The 16318-nt window shown below is 57.1% G+C and carries 14 protein-coding genes; 7 read left to right on the top strand and 7 right to left on the bottom strand.

Annotated features, from left to right (window positions below; genetic code table 11):
* The first annotated feature begins 64 nt into the window (after window positions 1-64).
* Window positions 65-826, top strand: a complete 762-nt coding sequence (locus tag GS630_RS08355) for an ion channel (protein WP_171237413.1) — start codon at window positions 65-67, stop codon at window positions 824-826.
* Here GS630_RS08355 and cobS read toward each other — a convergent pair.
* Window positions 823-1635, bottom strand: coding sequence for an adenosylcobinamide-GDP ribazoletransferase (gene cobS, locus GS630_RS08350; protein ID WP_371809053.1), 813 nt, complete (start codon window positions 1633-1635; stop codon window positions 823-825). The genes GS630_RS08355 and cobS overlap by 4 nt on opposite strands.
* A 30-nt stretch (window positions 1636-1665) precedes the next feature.
* On the opposite strand from cobS, the gene cobT reads away from it, so the two are divergent.
* Window positions 1666-2676, top strand: coding sequence for a nicotinate-nucleotide--dimethylbenzimidazole phosphoribosyltransferase (gene cobT, locus GS630_RS08345; protein ID WP_171174616.1), 1011 nt, complete (start codon window positions 1666-1668; stop codon window positions 2674-2676).
* 30 nt (window positions 2677-2706) lie between these two features.
* Here cobT and GS630_RS08340 read toward each other — a convergent pair whose 3' ends face one another.
* Window positions 2707-4587, bottom strand: coding sequence for a monovalent cation:proton antiporter-2 (CPA2) family protein (locus tag GS630_RS08340; RefSeq protein ID WP_171174614.1), 1881 nt, complete (start codon window positions 4585-4587; stop codon window positions 2707-2709).
* Window positions 4588-4607: 20 nt separating this feature from the next.
* Entirely contained in the window at window positions 4608-5063 is a 456-nt protein-coding gene (locus GS630_RS08335) for an Lrp/AsnC family transcriptional regulator (protein ID WP_171091132.1), read from the bottom strand.
* A gap of 148 nt (window positions 5064-5211) precedes the next feature.
* On the opposite strand from GS630_RS08335, the gene hppD reads away from it, so the two are divergent.
* Window positions 5212-6309: a 4-hydroxyphenylpyruvate dioxygenase gene (gene hppD / locus GS630_RS08330; RefSeq protein ID WP_171174612.1), complete on the top strand. Its 1098-nt coding sequence runs from the start codon at window positions 5212-5214 to the stop codon at window positions 6307-6309.
* A 42-nt stretch (window positions 6310-6351) separates the two neighbouring features.
* Here hppD and GS630_RS08325 read toward each other — a convergent pair whose 3' ends face one another.
* The gene (locus tag GS630_RS08325) at window positions 6352-8367 is read right to left on the bottom strand and encodes a hypothetical protein (protein ID WP_171619251.1); all 2016 of its coding nucleotides are present in this window, start codon (window positions 8365-8367) and stop codon (window positions 6352-6354) included.
* Between the two features lie 155 nt (window positions 8368-8522).
* Here GS630_RS08325 and GS630_RS08320 point away from each other — a divergent pair, with 155 nt between their 5' ends.
* Window positions 8523-9227 (top strand): SIMPL domain-containing protein, encoded by a 705-nt coding sequence (locus GS630_RS08320; RefSeq protein ID WP_348540077.1) that lies wholly within the window; start codon window positions 8523-8525, stop codon window positions 9225-9227.
* Here GS630_RS08320 and GS630_RS08315 read toward each other — a convergent pair.
* The 3 genes from GS630_RS08315 to GS630_RS08305 all read right to left on the bottom strand — a co-directional run bounded on the left by GS630_RS08315 (window position 9224) and on the right by GS630_RS08305 (window position 12303).
* Entirely contained in the window at window positions 9224-9940 is a 717-nt protein-coding gene (locus GS630_RS08315; protein WP_171619247.1) for a GNAT family N-acetyltransferase, read from the bottom strand. The genes GS630_RS08320 and GS630_RS08315 overlap by 4 nt on opposite strands.
* A 2-nt stretch (window positions 9941-9942) precedes the next feature.
* Complete coding sequence (locus GS630_RS08310) at window positions 9943-11235, bottom strand: O-acetylhomoserine aminocarboxypropyltransferase/cysteine synthase family protein (RefSeq protein WP_171174604.1); 1293 nt, start codon at window positions 11233-11235, stop codon at window positions 9943-9945.
* A gap of 72 nt (window positions 11236-11307) precedes the next feature.
* On the bottom strand, window positions 11308-12303 hold the full coding sequence (locus GS630_RS08305; protein WP_171619245.1) for a hypothetical protein: 996 nt from the start codon (window positions 12301-12303) through the stop codon (window positions 11308-11310).
* Window positions 12304-12769: 466 nt separating this feature from the next.
* Between GS630_RS08305 and GS630_RS08300 the strand changes: the two genes are divergently transcribed.
* Genes GS630_RS08300 through preA form a run of 3 tightly spaced genes read left to right on the top strand, consistent with a single transcriptional unit; the run spans window position 12770 to window position 16310 of the window.
* The gene (locus tag GS630_RS08300) at window positions 12770-14104 is read left to right on the top strand and encodes an NAD(P)-dependent oxidoreductase (protein WP_171234075.1); all 1335 of its coding nucleotides are present in this window, start codon (window positions 12770-12772) and stop codon (window positions 14102-14104) included.
* 46 nt (window positions 14105-14150) lie between these two features.
* Window positions 14151-14987, top strand: a complete 837-nt coding sequence (locus tag GS630_RS08295; RefSeq protein WP_171619243.1) for a methyltransferase domain-containing protein — start codon at window positions 14151-14153, stop codon at window positions 14985-14987.
* 18 nt (window positions 14988-15005) lie between these two features.
* Window positions 15006-16310, top strand: a complete 1305-nt coding sequence (preA, locus tag GS630_RS08290; protein WP_171619241.1) for an NAD-dependent dihydropyrimidine dehydrogenase subunit PreA — start codon at window positions 15006-15008, stop codon at window positions 16308-16310.
* Window positions 16311-16318: the final 8 nt, after the last annotated feature.

The raw sequence follows: 16318 nt of genomic DNA, 5'->3' as shown, positions 1-16318 counted from the left end.
TGGCTTGGTGATTTGCACAACTGTCGTTAATTTCACTGTGTATGCAGCATGATACAGGGTGGATATGAAGCAGACGGTGAAATACCTGTATATCGGGCACGACCCGATTTCGGTCTGGTTTCGTTATGGTCTGATCCTTTTCGATATTGTGTCGATCATCTTCTTTGTCGCCACCGCTCATTTTCCTCAGGGGTCGGGCGTCACGGTCGCAAGCCTGCTGATTGGCTTTGTGATTTTTTTGGATTTCTCAGCGCGGCTTTGGATCGCCAAGGACCGTTGGAAGCTGCTGCGCCAGATTTACACGCTGGCGGATATCGTTGTTATCGTCTCTCTGGTGCTTGATCCGTTCCTGACGGGCAACCTTGCGTTTTTGCGGATTCTACGCGCCTTGCGGTTGATCCATTCCTACCACCTGCTGCGGGACTTACGACGCGACAGCAATTTCTTCCGCACCCACGAAGACGCGGTGATCGCCGCCATCAACCTGATGGTTTTTGTCTTCGCAACTTCGACCGCCGTTCTGGTGTTCTTTATTCCCGCAGATTCGCAAACGCCCTATATTGACGCGCTCTATTTCACCATGGCTACCCTAACGACCACCGGGTTCGGCGATATCACCTTGCCTACGCCAGGGGGTAAGCTGTTCTCGGTTTTTATCATGGTGGTGGGTGTGGCGCTTTTTGTCCGGTTGGCGCAGGCGATTTTCATGCCTCAAAAGGTTCGCCACAAATGCCCAAGCTGCGGCTTATTCCGACATGACCCGGACGCTGTGCATTGCAAACATTGCGGCGGCACCTTGCGCATCGAGACCGGGGGCGCGTCTTAAACCAGCGCGGCGCAGACCAGCAGAAAGGTTATCTCGGACACCAATTGCGTGGCCCCAAGAATATCGCCGGTCTGGCCGCCGATCTTTTTCTTGGCGACAACGGCCAAAACTGCTGCGCTGGCTGCCGCAAAACCCATCGCAGGTATTGCATCCACACCCATAAGAAGCAGGGCGAGTGCCACCGCCAGAACAAGTGCAGCGATGACGGAAATCGTCTGGGGTTTTCCGACGGAATGGCTCAGGCCCGATTTGCGCGCGTGAGGTAATCCAGCCATCACTGCAGGCATCAACGCCCGCGAGACAATGCTGGCGGCTAAAACTGCGCCCACCGCATCAGCCGTCAGCAAAGCAGCGATAGCCGATATTCGAACCAGCTGAGACACGATCAGGGCAAGCACGCCGAAAGTCCCAATATGACTGTCCTTCATGATCTCCAACCGGCGGTCGCGGGTGAACCCGCCCCACAGGCCGTCGAACGTGTCCGCCAGGCCATCCTCGTGCATCGCCCCGGTTGTTGCGATCAGCGTGGCCAGTAAAAGACCGGCCGCCGCCAGAACAGGTAAACCCAGCGCCAGCGCGCCCCAGCCCACAAGGCATGCGAGTCCTGCAACCAGCAGACCGACAATCGGAAAGGCCCAGGTTGCCTGAGCTTGCCGAGAAAACACTGGATCCGGCAAACGCGGCAGGGGCAGGCGGGTGAGAAGGACCAGCGCCAGCCGAATATCCCGCAGAGAAAAGGGTTTCGTGTCGTTTTTATGCACGCCCGTGCCTTTCGGGGTCTTGTCGGTTTCGGTGCTTCGGTTAAACACACTGCACCACTCTGATGCAATGAGGCTTTTATGTTGCCTGAACTGAATGATTTGAATGCGTTCCGTGCTGCACTAGCTGCAGCTCCGGGTCCGGATGCCGCTGCGGTGCATGGCGCGGGTGAGCGTAACGGACAACTGACTAAACCGCCCGGCGCGTTGGGTCGGCTTGAGGATTTGGCGATCTGGTATGCGGGTTGGCGTGGGGATGCCCGCCCGCAAATTACCGCACCACAGGTCATCGTCTTTGCCGGAAATCATGGTGTTACGGCACAGGGCGTATCGGCCTTTCCGCCGGAAGTGACCGTCCAGATGGTTATGAACTTTGAACATGGCGGCGCGGCGATCAATCAGCTGGCCAAGGCAGCAGGTGCGACAATGAATGTGCATGCACTTGAGCTGGACAGACCCACTGTGGACTTCACCCAGGCCCCGGCCATGAGCGAAGAAGATCTGCTGAGTGCCTTGCGTACCGGTTGGCAGGCCGTTGATCCGAAGGCCGATCTGCTGGTTGTGGGCGAGATGGGTATTGGCAACACCACTCCAGCAGCGGCTATCGCCTGCGCACTGTTTGGTGGGGATGCCGAGGATTGGACCGGGCGTGGCACCGGTGTCGACGATGCAGGGCTGGCCAATAAAACCCGTGTCGTAGCAGAGGGCGTCGCGAAACATGCGTCAGAAGATGGCCTGGAGATTCTGCGCTGCCTTGGAGGGCGTGAGATTGCCGCGATGGCCGGGGCGATTGCCGCCGCGCGCGTGTTGCGCATTCCGGTCATTCTGGATGGGTTCATCTGCTCTGCTGCTGCGGCGTGCCTTTGGAAGCTGTCGCCTAGCGCGCTGGATCACGCTGTCGCGGGGCACCAAAGCGCGGAAGCGGCACATGGTGCCGTATTGTCTCGGCTGGGCAAAGACCCGCTGTTAAGCCTTGGTCTTCGGCTGGGCGAAGGATCTGGCGGGGCATTGGCGATCAACATCCTCAAAAGCGCCGTGGCCTGCCATTCAGGTATGGCCACCTTTGCCGAGGCTGGGGTATCCGACGGGTAATGACTTGCCTGACCCAATCGGGGTTTTGGGTCAGGCAGATTTCTTGGCGTGTTCTTCCGCCAGTTCGAGCAGCGCAGTTTCCAGATCCTTTTCCAGTTTCTGAGCGCGCTCGATGTATTTCTTGTTTTCGGCTGTTGGCAGGCCAGGAACCCACAATTCAGCCAAATCACGAACAGACGTCCTGTCGTGGTGGTAAAAGGTCTGTTCAGCTTGCGCGGCCTCATACTCACTCAGCCCTATATTCTCCAGTACATAACGGCCTGCGCGCAACGAGCTGTCGAACAGTTCGCGCACGATGTCGTTGGCACCAGCTTGGTACAGCTCGTACACGTGGGTCCGGTCGCGGGCGCGGGCGATGATGTGCAGGTCAGGGCGCTGTCGTCTGGCATAACTGACTAGTCGCGTGACTTGCTTGTGGTCATCCATCGCCGCCACGAGGACCGAGGCTTTTTCCAACCCCGCAGCGCGCAACAGTTCAGGACGCGTCGGATCGCCCAAAAAGCCTTTTACACCAAACCGGCGCATCAGCTGGACGGTTTCGATATCATGGTCCAGAACCACCGTTTTAAAGCCGCTGGCCCGCACCAGCCGGTTCACGATCTGACCAAACCGGCCAATGCCAGCAATGATCACTGGGCCTTTTTCGTCGATCTCATCAGGTTCAGGCTCTTTGGACGTATCGCTTATTTTTCGGGACAGAAGGTCATAGATGATGAACAGAAGCGGGGTGATCAGCATCGTCAGGGCAATGATCATCAGCAGTTTCTGTGACAGGTCAGGCGGGATAACGTTCTGCTGCGTCGAAAAGGCCAGCAGAACGAAACCAAATTCACCGGCTTGTGCCAACCCCAATGTGAACAGCCAATGATCTCGGCCTCGCAGCTTAAAGGCTCTACCGACCAGAAACAGGATGATGCCTTTTGCAAGGATCACAAGCAGTGCCAAGCCGATCAGGTCAAGCGGGTCATCGAAGAAATAGGCAACGTCGATCCCGGCCCCAACCGTGATAAAGAACAGCCCAAGAAACAGCCCTTTGAACGGTTCAAGGTCGCTTTCCATTTCATGGCGAAACTCTGAGCTGGCCAGCACGACACCCGCCAGAAACGCGCCTAAAGCGGGCGACAGCCCAACAAGCGTCATCAGGAAAGAAATACCGACCACAATCATAAGCGCCAGAGCGGTGTACATTTCGCGCAGGCGCGTAGCGTGTATAAATCGAAAGAGAGGTCGGGTAAGATAGACGCCTGCCAAAATGACAAAAGCAATTGCGCCAATCGTGACCAGTGTGACAGCCCAGCCCGGCAATCCTTCAACCAAGGACAGACTGTGATGACCCGCGTCATGCAGATCACCCGCCCCCCGATCAATCGAACCGTCTGCTTCGATGTGAGGCATCGCAGGTAGGGCGAGCAACGGAAGCATGGCCAATATTGGAATGACTGCGATGTCTTGCGTCAAAAGCACCGAAAACGTCGCGCGACCACCATTTGTCTGCATCAGACCTTTTTCAGACAAGGTCTGAAGGACGATAGCGGTCGACGACAGCGACAGGGTCAACCCAACGGCCAACGCAACGGACCACGGGTGGTTTGCATACATCGCCACCGCAGCAATCACCGCGGTTGAAAGAAAGACCTGTAGCCCCCCAAGACCCAACAATCGGTCGCGCATGTCCCAAAGGGCACGAGGTTCAAGCTCCAGCCCGATCAGGAACAGCATCATCACAACACCAAACTCGGCGACATGTTGAAGGTTTTCCGTTTCGGCCCCGACCAGCCCCAGCATCGGTCCAATGATAATCCCGGCGGCCAAATAGCCCAGCACCGACCCAAGCCCCAGCCTTGCGGACAGAGGCACCGCAATCACAGCCGCAGCCAGATAGATCGAAGCCTGGTATAGAAAATCGTCCATGAGTCTCCTCGTGAGCCCGTTCAGGTGGGCAGGGGGGCGTCGCGTTTTAGTTGGTCCATCACTATCTGGCTTTGGACACGGGCAACAGCAGGATGCGGCAGGATGACCTGATGGAGCAAGCTGTTGAGGGCGGAAAGATCGTCGCAATAGACGTGCAGCAGGTAATCTGCCTCTCCTGTCATCGTCCAGGCGCTGGTAATTTCGGGGCGGGTATCGACCATGCGGGCAAAGCTCTGGGATTGTTCGGGGCCATGTGTACCCAGATGAACCTGAACAAAGCCTTGAACCTGCAAGCCAAGTTTCAGCGGATCGAGCCGGGCGGCATAACCTGTTATATAGCCCTCGGCCTCAAGCCGTTGTCGGCGTCGACCTGCCTGGCTGGGTGAGAGATTCAGCATTTCACCCAGTTGGTGCGCGGTCAGATGTGCGTCCTTTTGCAAGGCAGATAGAAGACGTTTGTCAGTAGCATCCAGCACGTGCGGAGGAATCCCGAATTTTTTGCGATTCATGCGCGTTTTACGCGTCTACTTTGAGTTTACACGAAAACAATGCGCAGAAACAGCGTCTGGAAAGTCATATTTTTGAATCAGCAAAAAAACTTCCTGTCTTCAAAGGAGACGCGCCATGGGTCCTTTCCCGCACAACGCCCCGAAATCAGTGATCAGTGAAGAAAACCCCGCCGGAACCGACGGGTTTGAATTCGTTGAATTTGCCCATCCCGAACCGCAAGAACTGCGCGATCTGTTCGCCAAGATGGGGTTCGATCTGGTGGCCCGGCACAAGGACAAGCCGCTGGTCGAACTCTGGCAGCAGGGGGATGTCACCTATATCCTGAATGCTGATCCAGAGAGTTTTGCGGACAAGTTCGTGGCCGAACACGGCCCTTGCGCCCCGGCGATGGGGTGGCGCGTGGTCGACGCGCAAAAAGCATATGAACACGCTGTTTCAAAAGGGGCCGAGCCCTATGACGCAGATGACAAAACGATGGATGTTCCTGCTATCAAGGGCATTGGTGGATCGCTGATCTATTTCATCGACCAGTATTACGACACTTCGCCCTACAATCAGGAATTCGAGTGGATCAAGGAATCCAAGCCGCGTGGCGAAGGGTTCTATTATCTCGATCACCTGACCCACAATGTCTACAAGGGTAACATGGACAAGTGGTTCAAGTTCTATGGTGACTTGTTCAACTTCCGTGAAATTCGTTTCTTCGACATTCAGGGCAAGTTCACGGGGCTGTTCAGCCGCGCATTGACATCACCCTGCGGTCGCATCCGAATTCCGATCAACGAAGACCGGGGTGAGACCGGGCAGATCGTGTCGTACCTCAAGAAGTACAAGGGCGAAGGGATTCAACACATCGCTGTGGGCAGCGAGGACATCTATGCCTCAACCGACGCGATTGCCGAGAATGGTTTGAAATTCATGCCCGGACCCAACCGGGGCTATTACGAGATGTCGAAAGATCGTGTGACGGATCATGACGAACCGCTTGATCGCATGATGAAGCACGGCATCCTGATCGACGGTGAAGGGGTTGTGGACGGCGGTGAGACCCGCATTCTGCTTCAGATCTTCTCAAAGACCGTGATCGGCCCGATCTTCTTTGAGTTCATCCAGCGCAAAGGGGATGACGGTTTTGGTGAAGGCAATTTCCAGGCTCTGTTCGAATCCATCGAACGCGAGCAGATCGAAAGTGGCGAGATCTCTGCAGCCTGAAACTTACGCGAAACGCCGGGGTAATCTCCGGCGTTTTGACGCTCAACTGCGGGGCATCGAAAGCGTCACGTTACGGCCTTTTTTCTGATACCGCAGTTCGCTATCGCTTATGGCGATGACCTTGCCACCGTCGATGCGGTCTCCAACCTTCAGTTTCTTGTACCGGCCACTGGGCAGGCGGACCAAGGCACGGCGGTTGGCAGGCGTGCCATAAACGCCAATCAGGTTCAGCCTGCGCAGATTGATGGCGTTGTCGATAGTAGCCTGCCGGGCGACTGATGCGGTCGAAGGTATCTTGGGTGCCACGGTCTTGGGTTGAAAAGATTCTGCGTCGTCAGAGTTTTCAACAAGTGCCGCTGTTGATGCCAGAGTGGACGGCTTCGCGACGGTCGGTCTGGCAGCAACCAGTCCAGCCGGTCGCGGCTTAGGTCGGGGAACGCGCATAATGGCCAGCTCGGAAACAGGAACTTCGACCTCTTCTGGGGCTTCCAGGCCTGCAGGGCGCGCTTTGGGTCGTTTTCCGGCAAGTTCCGCCAGCGATTGGCCGCCCAGTTGCTGACGTTCGAAGGTCTCTTCAATGTCGCCGGGGCGCGGTTTGGGGCGCAAACCAGCCAGCCGTTGATCAACTTCTTCAACAACAGGTTCTTCTTCGAACCGCAGCGGTGCCTGAGGCGGCGCTTTGGAAGGGCGGCCCAGGTACACAGTGATCCCTTCGGGATTCAACGCGCCTTCGGGTGTGGGAACAACAAGTCCCCGGTCATCCAGATCGAAACGTGAGCCTGCAACACTGGGTAAATCGTCGCTCTGAAATGGTTCGTCCGTGTCGAAACTTGATGCGGGTGGTAACGCGACAGCATCTGTGGACAGATCAGACTTGTCGATGGATGTCAGGTACAGGTCTTCATGCTCAGCGATTTCCGGTTCTTGCAGAGGTGCGGGGGGTGATACGTCAATGCCAGTCTCGGCAAGGATTTCCTTTGGGGCGTCGGGGTCTTGAGCAATGGGTTCGACCGGTGTCGGAGCAACCTTGAGCGCCTCAAGGATCGCCGCGTCCGTAGGTGACAACTCTGGCTGTGCCTCAGCCTCCTCCGCTGGTGGTTCGGGGGGCGTGTTTTGCTGGGCGTCGACAGCTGCCACCTCAGGGTCTGGCTCAGGGGCGACCTCGGGGTCCGGTGCATCTGAATTCAGCTCAGCCTGCTCGGACGTTTCCTCTGACGATTCAGGAAGGAAGGTTTGTTCTGGCTGGACGACCGCGATCTCTGGCTCCGGCTCAGGAGGGGCCTCGGACGATGAGACTTCCGGTGCAGTAGGACTCAGTTCAGCCTGCTCTGGTTGATCCGTGGGTCCAGAAGCCAACCATGCGCCAAAAGCTCCGCTCAGAAGAACTACGGCAGCAAAAGCTGGAATGGCATACCGCTTGGAGGCAGGGCTTGAGGTGGCATGTGCTGCGGGGGACGTGTCAGGCGCTCGAAATGTTTCCGGCGCAACTGTGCCCGCAATAGGATGAGCGGGCAGGCCGGGGGTGTCTGCCTCATCGTGCGAATCCGCTTCATCGGGCTCTGAGGTCAGTGTTGCATGCGGCTGATCAGGTTGCTCTGTAAACACTGGCTCACGCGGGAAAGACCCAGCGCTTTCTTCGGCGCTGAACAGTGTCGGCACAAATCCATGGCCTGCGGTAAAGCTTCGCGCTTCGGCCAAAGTCTCATTGGCGACAACAGCGATATGGCTTGTGCTGCCGATTGTTTGGCTGTCGTAGCTGAGATCAGACAGGGCATACGGGGTCGAATCGGCCAATGCAGCCTCAATACGTGCCTCTCGCTCGTCGGGCGGTAACTCTCCGGTTTCGACGTCCAGAAAGCGCACCTGATCTGCTGGCAATACGACTTTGCAACTCAGATCGTTTTCCAGCGCAAAGGCCTTTTCCCGCAACGCCTGCATTTGTTCGGGCAGGTCCTCAGCATCCAGCGGAATCGAGCCGACAACATACCAATCGTCATCCGATTGGTGATGCAGAGTTATTCCGGTTGTAGAAAAAGAAAGCGCAAAGGCGGGTTTCATAATCCGGAGGAACCATAATTATCATCGTCAATGCAAACGACTTTGCATTCGCAGACCGACATTAAAGCAGGAACCCGCCGAGGGAAAGAAAAAGGCTGGGTCTGCTCTTGTATGGCGACGGTCCGCTAACCCATCTTAAAGTAGAACAAATTGGAGTGATAACCTTGAAGACATTCGCTTTTCTGGCCGCGATGATGGCAGCAACAGCCGCAGGCGCAGCCCATGCGGAAGAACGTCGCATCACCGTGGACGCCAGCGGGACGGTGCAAATCGCGCCGGATATGGCGACGATTACCTTGGGTGTAACAAACGAAAATGCCGAGGCCGGGGCGGCCATGCAGGCGACCTCGGACGCGGTTGCCAAAGTCCTTGCGCGGCTGGCCGATATGGGCATCGAAGACCGGGACGTTCAAACCCGAGATTTGTCGCTGTCACCAGTTTGGTCGGGACGGCATGGGCAGAATGGCGAAAAGCCCGAAATTACAGGGTTCACCGCGTCGAACCGGGTTTTTGTGCGGGTTCGCGATCTGACACAGTTGGGGACGATCATGGATGTGGTCATTCAGGACGGTGCCAATGATTTCGGCGGGCTGAGCTTTGGTGTGCAGGATCCCAAACCGCTTGAGGCGCAGGCCCGTGCGCAAGCCGTAGGAGAAGCCACCGCCAAGGCCGAGCAGTTGGCGCAGGCGGCCGGTGTCACGCTTGGCGCGGTCCAGACAATCTCGGAACGTGTGGCTGGTGTCCGCCCGATGGCCGAGATGCGCGCCATGAGCATGGCTGATGCGGGCGGGGTCCCTGTTGCAGGCGGAGAGGTTTCAGTCTCGGTCAGTGTCTCGATGGAATTCGAGATTTCGGACTAAGATAGTGCCTTCGCACGGGCCATCAGCGGTTTGCGTTGTTGGCCCGCTGCATCGAAATTGTCCGGTGAAAGCCAGGCTTCGAACGCATCCCGAATGCGCGGCCATTCGCTATCAATAGTCGAATACCACGCAGTATCACGGTTGCGTCCTTTGTAATGGGTCGCTTGCCTGAAAATCCCTTCAAAGCTAAAGCCCAGCCGCTCTGCCGCACGGCACGATGGCGCATTGAGTGCGTCGCATTTCCATTCATAGCGGCGATAGCCCAATTCATCGAACACCCGCTTCATCATCAGATACATGACTTCGGTGGATTGTGGTTTGCGCTGAAGCAGAGGTGAGAAGTGGATATGCCCCAACTCAATTGCGCCTGCAGCGGGCTCGATCCGCAGGTATGAGGCCATGCCGACCGGTACGCCTTCGCCGTCCAGAACGGTGTGAAACATCGGGTCCGCATCCATGCAGTTGGTGCGCGCCCAGTCTTCGAACTTTGCCTCACTGTCAAACGGGCCATAGGGCAGGTACGTCCAATTTCGACCATCCCTGTCATTGGCAAACGCCCGGAAAAGTCCGGGCGCATGCCTGTTCACGTCCAAAGGCACGACAGAACAGTACCGTCCTTCCATCGGAGTGTACGGCGGGGTCGGGCGCGGAAACTCGCCCGAAACCGGCAGGCCGATGGGCTGGCCAAGGTCGTTAGTGTCATGCCCGGCCATCGTCAGGCGCTTGCCTTAGCCAGAGCTTGATCAAGATCGGCGATCAGGTCGTTAGCATCTTCGATTCCGATGGACACGCGCACAACACCCGGACCTGCGCCAGCGGCTTCTTGCTGTTCCGGGGTCAGCTGACGGTGGGTGGTCGAGGCCGAGTGGATAATCAACGAGCGTGCATCGCCCAGGTTGGCCACGTGGCTGAAAATCTCGAGCGCGTTGACCAGTTTGATGCAGGCGTCATAGCCACCTTTGACGGCAAAGGTGAACAGCGCACCGGCACCGCGATTGTACTGCGATTTGACCCGGTCGTGATATGGAGACGAGGGCAGACCCGCATAGGTGACATATTCCACGCGGTCATCCGCTTCCAGCCAGGCCGCGATCTTCTGGGCGTTCTCAACGTGGCGTTCCATGCGCAGCGATAGGGTTTCGATCCCCATCAGCGTATAATGCGCGGCTTGCGGGTTCATTGTCATGCCCAGATCGCGCAGACCGATGGCAATACCATGGAAGGTGAATGCCAACGGACCAAAGGTTTCGTGGAACTTCAGCCCGTGATAAGCCAGCTCCGGTTCGCTGAGCGAGGGGAACTTGTCATTTGCCGACCAATCGAACTTGCCCGAATCCACGACGCACCCACCGGTGACAGTTCCGTTGCCGGTCAGATACTTGGTGGTCGAGTGCACAACCAGTGTCGCACCGTGTTCAATGGGACGGCACAGGTAGGGCGTGGCCGAGGTGTTGTCGACGATCAGCGGAATGCCAGCTGCATCAGCTACGTCCGCCAAGGCACGGATATCGGTGACATAACCGCCTGGGTTGGCAATGGATTCGCAGAATACAGCACGGGTGTTTTCGTCGATTGCGTCCTTCACCGCGTCCAGATCATCTGTATCGACAAACTTGGCTGACCAGCCAAAGCGTTTAATGGTTTGGCTGAATTGCGTGACCGTTCCACCGTACAAACGGGTTGAGGCGACAACGTTGCAGCCCGGTCCCATCAAGGGGAACAGCGCCATGATCTGCGCCGCGTGACCAGATGAGCAGCACACGGCCCCAACACCACCCTCAAGCGTGGCCACGCGTTCCTGCAAAACCGCGACGGTTGGGTTGGTCAGGCGCGAATAGATAAAGCCCACTTCTTGTAGGTTGAACAGTGCCGCCGCATGGTCGGCGTCGCGAAAGACATAGGCCGTGGTCTGATAGATCGGTGTCTGGCGCGCTCCGGTCGCCGGGTCGGGGCGGGCGCCCGCGTGAATCTGCAGCGTGTCGAAACCGTAGGTGGGGCCGTCAGACATCTTGAAAATCTCCTGTTGGAACTTGTGTTGCTGAATCTTTAGGTGAATGCGCGCTTGCGCACAACGATCCTGTCAGCGCAGCCACAACCCTTTGCTTTTGATCGTGTTGCGAATGGCCTGTTCGCGCCGCGGAAGATTGTCCTGATCAAACAGAGCCCGGATTCTTGCGCCTTTCCCTTGCAGGACCAACTTTTTCAGCGGGTCATACTGTTTGAGGACCTTCTTGACCTTGTTCGGAGCCACAACGGCCTCCAGAACGTCGATCACATGATCACTTTCGCGGGCGTAGAGCAGTGGGAACAAGCGGTAGTGACAACTGACAGAGCCATCAAGCAGGCCTTCGGGCAGCGCATCCCGACCTCCGCCGAATGAATGTATCACAAGCGGAAGGGCAGCTTGATCCAGCCATGGATCAAGGTTTTGGCCCGTCAGTTCGGGTATGTGTTCATCTCGGATCGCTTTGGCATAGTCCAGATAGCGTTCACCAAAAACCCTCGGGCATTTGTAAAAGAAATAGCCTGCGTTGAAATACAGATACCGCCGCCAGTAATCATGGGGTTGGCTGACATATATTGAGCTTTCAAAATCCAGCCCGAACCGCTGATATAGCGCTCGCCAGATGCCGTCGAGGCCGGGGCCGTAGAGCGTTGGTTTTGGCCATGTCCCCTCAACCTTCAACGATGCGCCAGGACGGTCGAAGTCAAAGGGTACAGTTGTGATGTCACCGGTGATCAGCGTGTCGGTGTCAAAGAACACAAAGGGCTCATTTTCGGGCAAGGCCAAAAGGGCCTCGATCTTGTTGCCGTATGGGTAGCTTTCGCCAAAGACATGCGAATCAAAGGGAAGAACTTCGGCATCCAATTGCGTCAGCGCTTTGAGAACGTCTTCGTCCTTAATGCTGGGGTTCTGGTTCCAACGTGGTCCCGAATTGGGCGTGGCAATAAACAGTTTGCCTTCAAATCGCGGCGAGCTGTGCCGCAATGATGCGGCAAACAGCAGGGCTTCGTATTGCAGGCGATTATTTTGTCCGACAACAGCAATGTTAAATTTCTGTGTATTTGCCTGCATCTGCGCCCGTTCCTGATGTGTGCGCGATCCGGCACCCTTCGTCCCGGAGTACAACACCTGACCCGAACCGTCAAAAGCCGAAAGCTGAATGCACTGCCGGGTAATCTCATTTTTTCAAGGTGGTCATGTGAAACAGCTGAATTGAGCGCTGACCAAGGCACAAAGGCCTTTGTCATTGACGGCAGATCAACCGAAAATGACGAGATATTCGAGAAATGGATCGGTTGCACTTACCGCCTGGTACGCAAGCGCCGGCCATCGCGGCGCGCGGGTTGGGACCGAGTCCGATCATCTCATCACAATGACTGAGGTTTCTTAGTCTCAAAATTACACAAAGCCGGAGGAAAACCGGCTTTTTGCCCGGGTTTTTCACTTTTTTGACCTTTTGATAAATTTTACCAATTGATAAAAAATTTTTTTGTGGCAAGCTGAGGTCATAACAAACATATCTACAGGGAGTAGAGTGATGGCACAGGGCCAGATGGCACCCGGCATCGTCGCTGGGCGGCTTTCCAGCGATGAGCTGACCTCGAATTTCACCGATCTGCATCCGCCACTGGCCCCGCATGAGGCCGCCGTTGCCGCTGATCGATGCTATTTCTGCTATGACGCACCATGCGTGACAGCCTGTCCGACGGATATCGATATTCCGTTGTTCATTCGCCAAATTCAGGCGGGGCAGCCACAGTCGGCAGGGCGGACCATTCTGGAACAGAACATTCTGGGCGGCATGTGCGCTCGGGTCTGTCCAACCGAAACGCTCTGTGAAGAAGCCTGTGTGCGCGAGGCTGCAGAAGGCAAGCCGGTTGAGATCGGTAGACTGCAACGTTTTGCGACCGATGACATCATGGCCTCTGGCGCGCACCCATTCGAAAGGGCGGCACCTACGGGCAAGACTGTTGCTGTTGTTGGGGCAGGGCCTGCAGGGCTGGCTTGCGCCCACCGTCTGGCCATGTTGGGCCATGACGTCGTAATCCATGAAAGCAAGCCCAAGCCGGGCGGGCTGAACGAATATGGGATTGCCGCTTATAAATCGACCAATGATTTTGCGCAGGCCGAGGTGGATTGGCTGCTGAAAATCGGCGGGATTGCGATCGAGACCGGATCGGTGCTGGGCGACAGTATCTCGCTGGATGGCCTGCTTGAGAATTACAACGCGGTTTTCCTATCCATCGGCCTGGCTGGGGTGAACGCCCTGCGCGCAGGCGGTGTTGAAAAGGATGGCGTTCGTGCTGCGGTCGATTTCATCTCGGACGTGCGGCAGGCAGATGAACTGGTAAACCTGCCCGTTGGTCGCAACGTTGTCGTCATTGGCGGCGGCATGACAGCGGTAGATGCTGCTGTGAAATCTAAGCTGTTGGGCGCTGAACATGTCACCATTGCCTACCGTCGCGATCGCGACGCTATGGGCGCCAGCCGGTATGAACAGGACCTTGCCGCCTCGCACGGCGTTCGAATCCTGACCAATGTGCAGCCGGTTGCCGTGCATGGAAACGGAACTGCTGCTGAGATCGAACTGGAATATACCTCCAGCCAGAACGGTCAACTCACTGGAACCGGCGAGACAATCCGCCTACCAGCAGATCAGGTGCTCAAAGCCATCGGTCAGACGCTGGATGGCGCGCCTGAAGGGCTGACGCTGGACGGCAATAAGATTGCTGTCAGCGGGGCTGGACGCACCTCAATGTCGGGTGTCTGGGCTGGTGGGGACTGTGCGGCGGGGGGTGAAGACCTGACCGTGACAGCGGTTGCCGAAGGGCGGGATGCAGCGATGGACATCCACGCGACACTCGTTTCGTGATAGGGTGGGGTATTCACCCCATTCCTTTCGCTGCTGAGGTATTCTCATGTCCCAGATCGAACAAGCTGTTGCTCAACACTACACCACCGGTGCCCTGACCGAACGCGTCCGCGCGGCGCTTGAGGCCAGCGGTATTGACCCGGACGCGGCCACCGTTGCTGATCTGAAGGCAGGGGATGAGTTCCACACGGGCGGTGTTCTGGCGACCGATAACCTGTTTGCTCAATTGTCGCCGACCCATGCAACCCGCGTTCTGGATGTGGGGTGCGGTATAGGTGGCACCTCGCGTTATATCGTGGATCGTTTTGACTCGTCGGTAACCGGGGTCGATCTGACGCCTGAATTTGTGGAAACGGCCACCGTGTTGAGCGATCTGGTCGGGCATTCGGAAAAGGCCACTTTTCATGTGGGCAGTGCCTTGGACATGCCTGTGCCGGATGCGGGTTTTGACCTTGCAGTCATGATGCATGTGGGCATGAACATCGAAGACAAGGCCGGACTGTTTGCTGAAGTGTCGCGGGTGCTGGCCACGGGCGGAACTTTTGCCTTGTTCGATGTTATGGGCGGAGACGTGGACGAGCCGCTGGCTTTCCCACTCCCTTGGTCCACTTTGCCGGAGACTTCGTTCGTGCACGCGCCGGATGTGTACAAAGACGCAGCAGTGGCGGCGGGGCTGGAACTTGAGACCCAAACCGACCGCACCGATTTCGCGCTTCAGTTCTTCGAAGATGTCTTTGCCAAGATCGCTGAAAGCGGCCCCGCGCCGCTGGGGATCCACCTAATGATGGGCGAGACGGCGCCCGAGAAATTCCAAAACTACGTCACTAACCTCAAAGCCGGGCGCATTCGCCCGACCGAAATGATTTTCAAGAAATCCGGCTGAGCCGGGAAGGGAGAAGCCATGGCCGATCTGACGACAAACTTTCTGGGCATTTCCAGCCCCAACCCGTATTGGCTGGCCTCTGCGCCGCCCACCGACAAGGAATACAACGTCCGCCGCGCCTTCGAGGCCGGGTGGGGCGGTGTTGTCTGGAAAACTCTGGGGGCCGAGGGTCCTCCGGTCGTGAACGTGAACGGCCCGCGCTATGGCGCGATATACGGCGCGGATCGGCGGTTGCTTGGTCTTAACAACATAGAATTGATCACGGACCGGCCATTGGGAGTGAACCTCGAGGAAATGGCGCGGGTCAAAGCGGATTACCCGGATCGCGCACTGATCGCTTCGATCATGGTGCCCTGCGAGGAGGAGGCATGGAAGGCCATCCTGCCGCGCGTTGCCGAAACCGGCGCGGATGGGATCGAACTGAACTTTGGCTGCCCGCACGGTATGAGCGAGCGCGGAATGGGCTCGGCTGTGGGACAAGTGCCGGAATACATCGAAATGGTCACACGCTGGTGTAAGCAGTACTACGACCGCCCGGTCATCGTGAAGCTGACGCCGAACATCACCGATATCCGTAAACCGGCAGCTGCGGCAAAGAACGGTGGCGCCGATGCGGTGTCGCTGATCAACACGATCAACTCGATCACAAGCGTCAACCTGGATACGTTCAGCCCCGAACCCTCAATCGACGGCAAGGGCAGCCATGGTGGCTATTGTGGCCCTGCGGTGAAGCCGATTGCACTGTCGATGGTGTCCGAGATCGCGCGGGCCGAGGCCACGCATGGCCTGCCGATTTCCGGTATTGGCGGCGTCACCACATGGCGCGACGCGGCCGAGTTCATCTCATTGGGTTGTGGCACAGTGCAGGTTTGCACCGCTGCGATGACCTATGGTTTCAAGATCATCGACGAACTGACCGCCGGTCTGTCCGAATGGATGGATGAAAAAGGGTACAGCAGCATTGACGAGGTGATCGGTCGAGCCGTGCCCAATGTCACCGACTGGCAGTATCTGAACCTGAATTACATCGCCAAGGCGAAGATCGACCAGGACCAGTGCATCAAATGTGGTCGTTGCTATGCGGCTTGTGAAGATACCAGCCACCAGGCGATTTCGATGTCGGAGGACCGCGTGTTCGAAGTGATCGACGAAGAATGCGTGGCGTGCAACCTGTGCGTTGATGTCTGCCCGGTTGAAGACTGTATCTCGATGGTGCCGATGGCACCGGGTGAAGTAGATCCGCGCACAGGTAAAGAGGTGCAGCCGACCTATGCGAACTGGACGACGCATCCGAACAATCCGATGGCCAAGGCAGCCGAATGAACCGATTT

The sequence above is a fragment of the Ruegeria sp. HKCCD7303 genome, from assembly GCF_013111185.1.
Taxonomy (GTDB): domain Bacteria; phylum Pseudomonadota; class Alphaproteobacteria; order Rhodobacterales; family Rhodobacteraceae; genus Ruegeria.
Note: the sequence above shows the minus strand (reverse complement) of the source record. Positions and strands in the feature narration are given on the sequence as shown.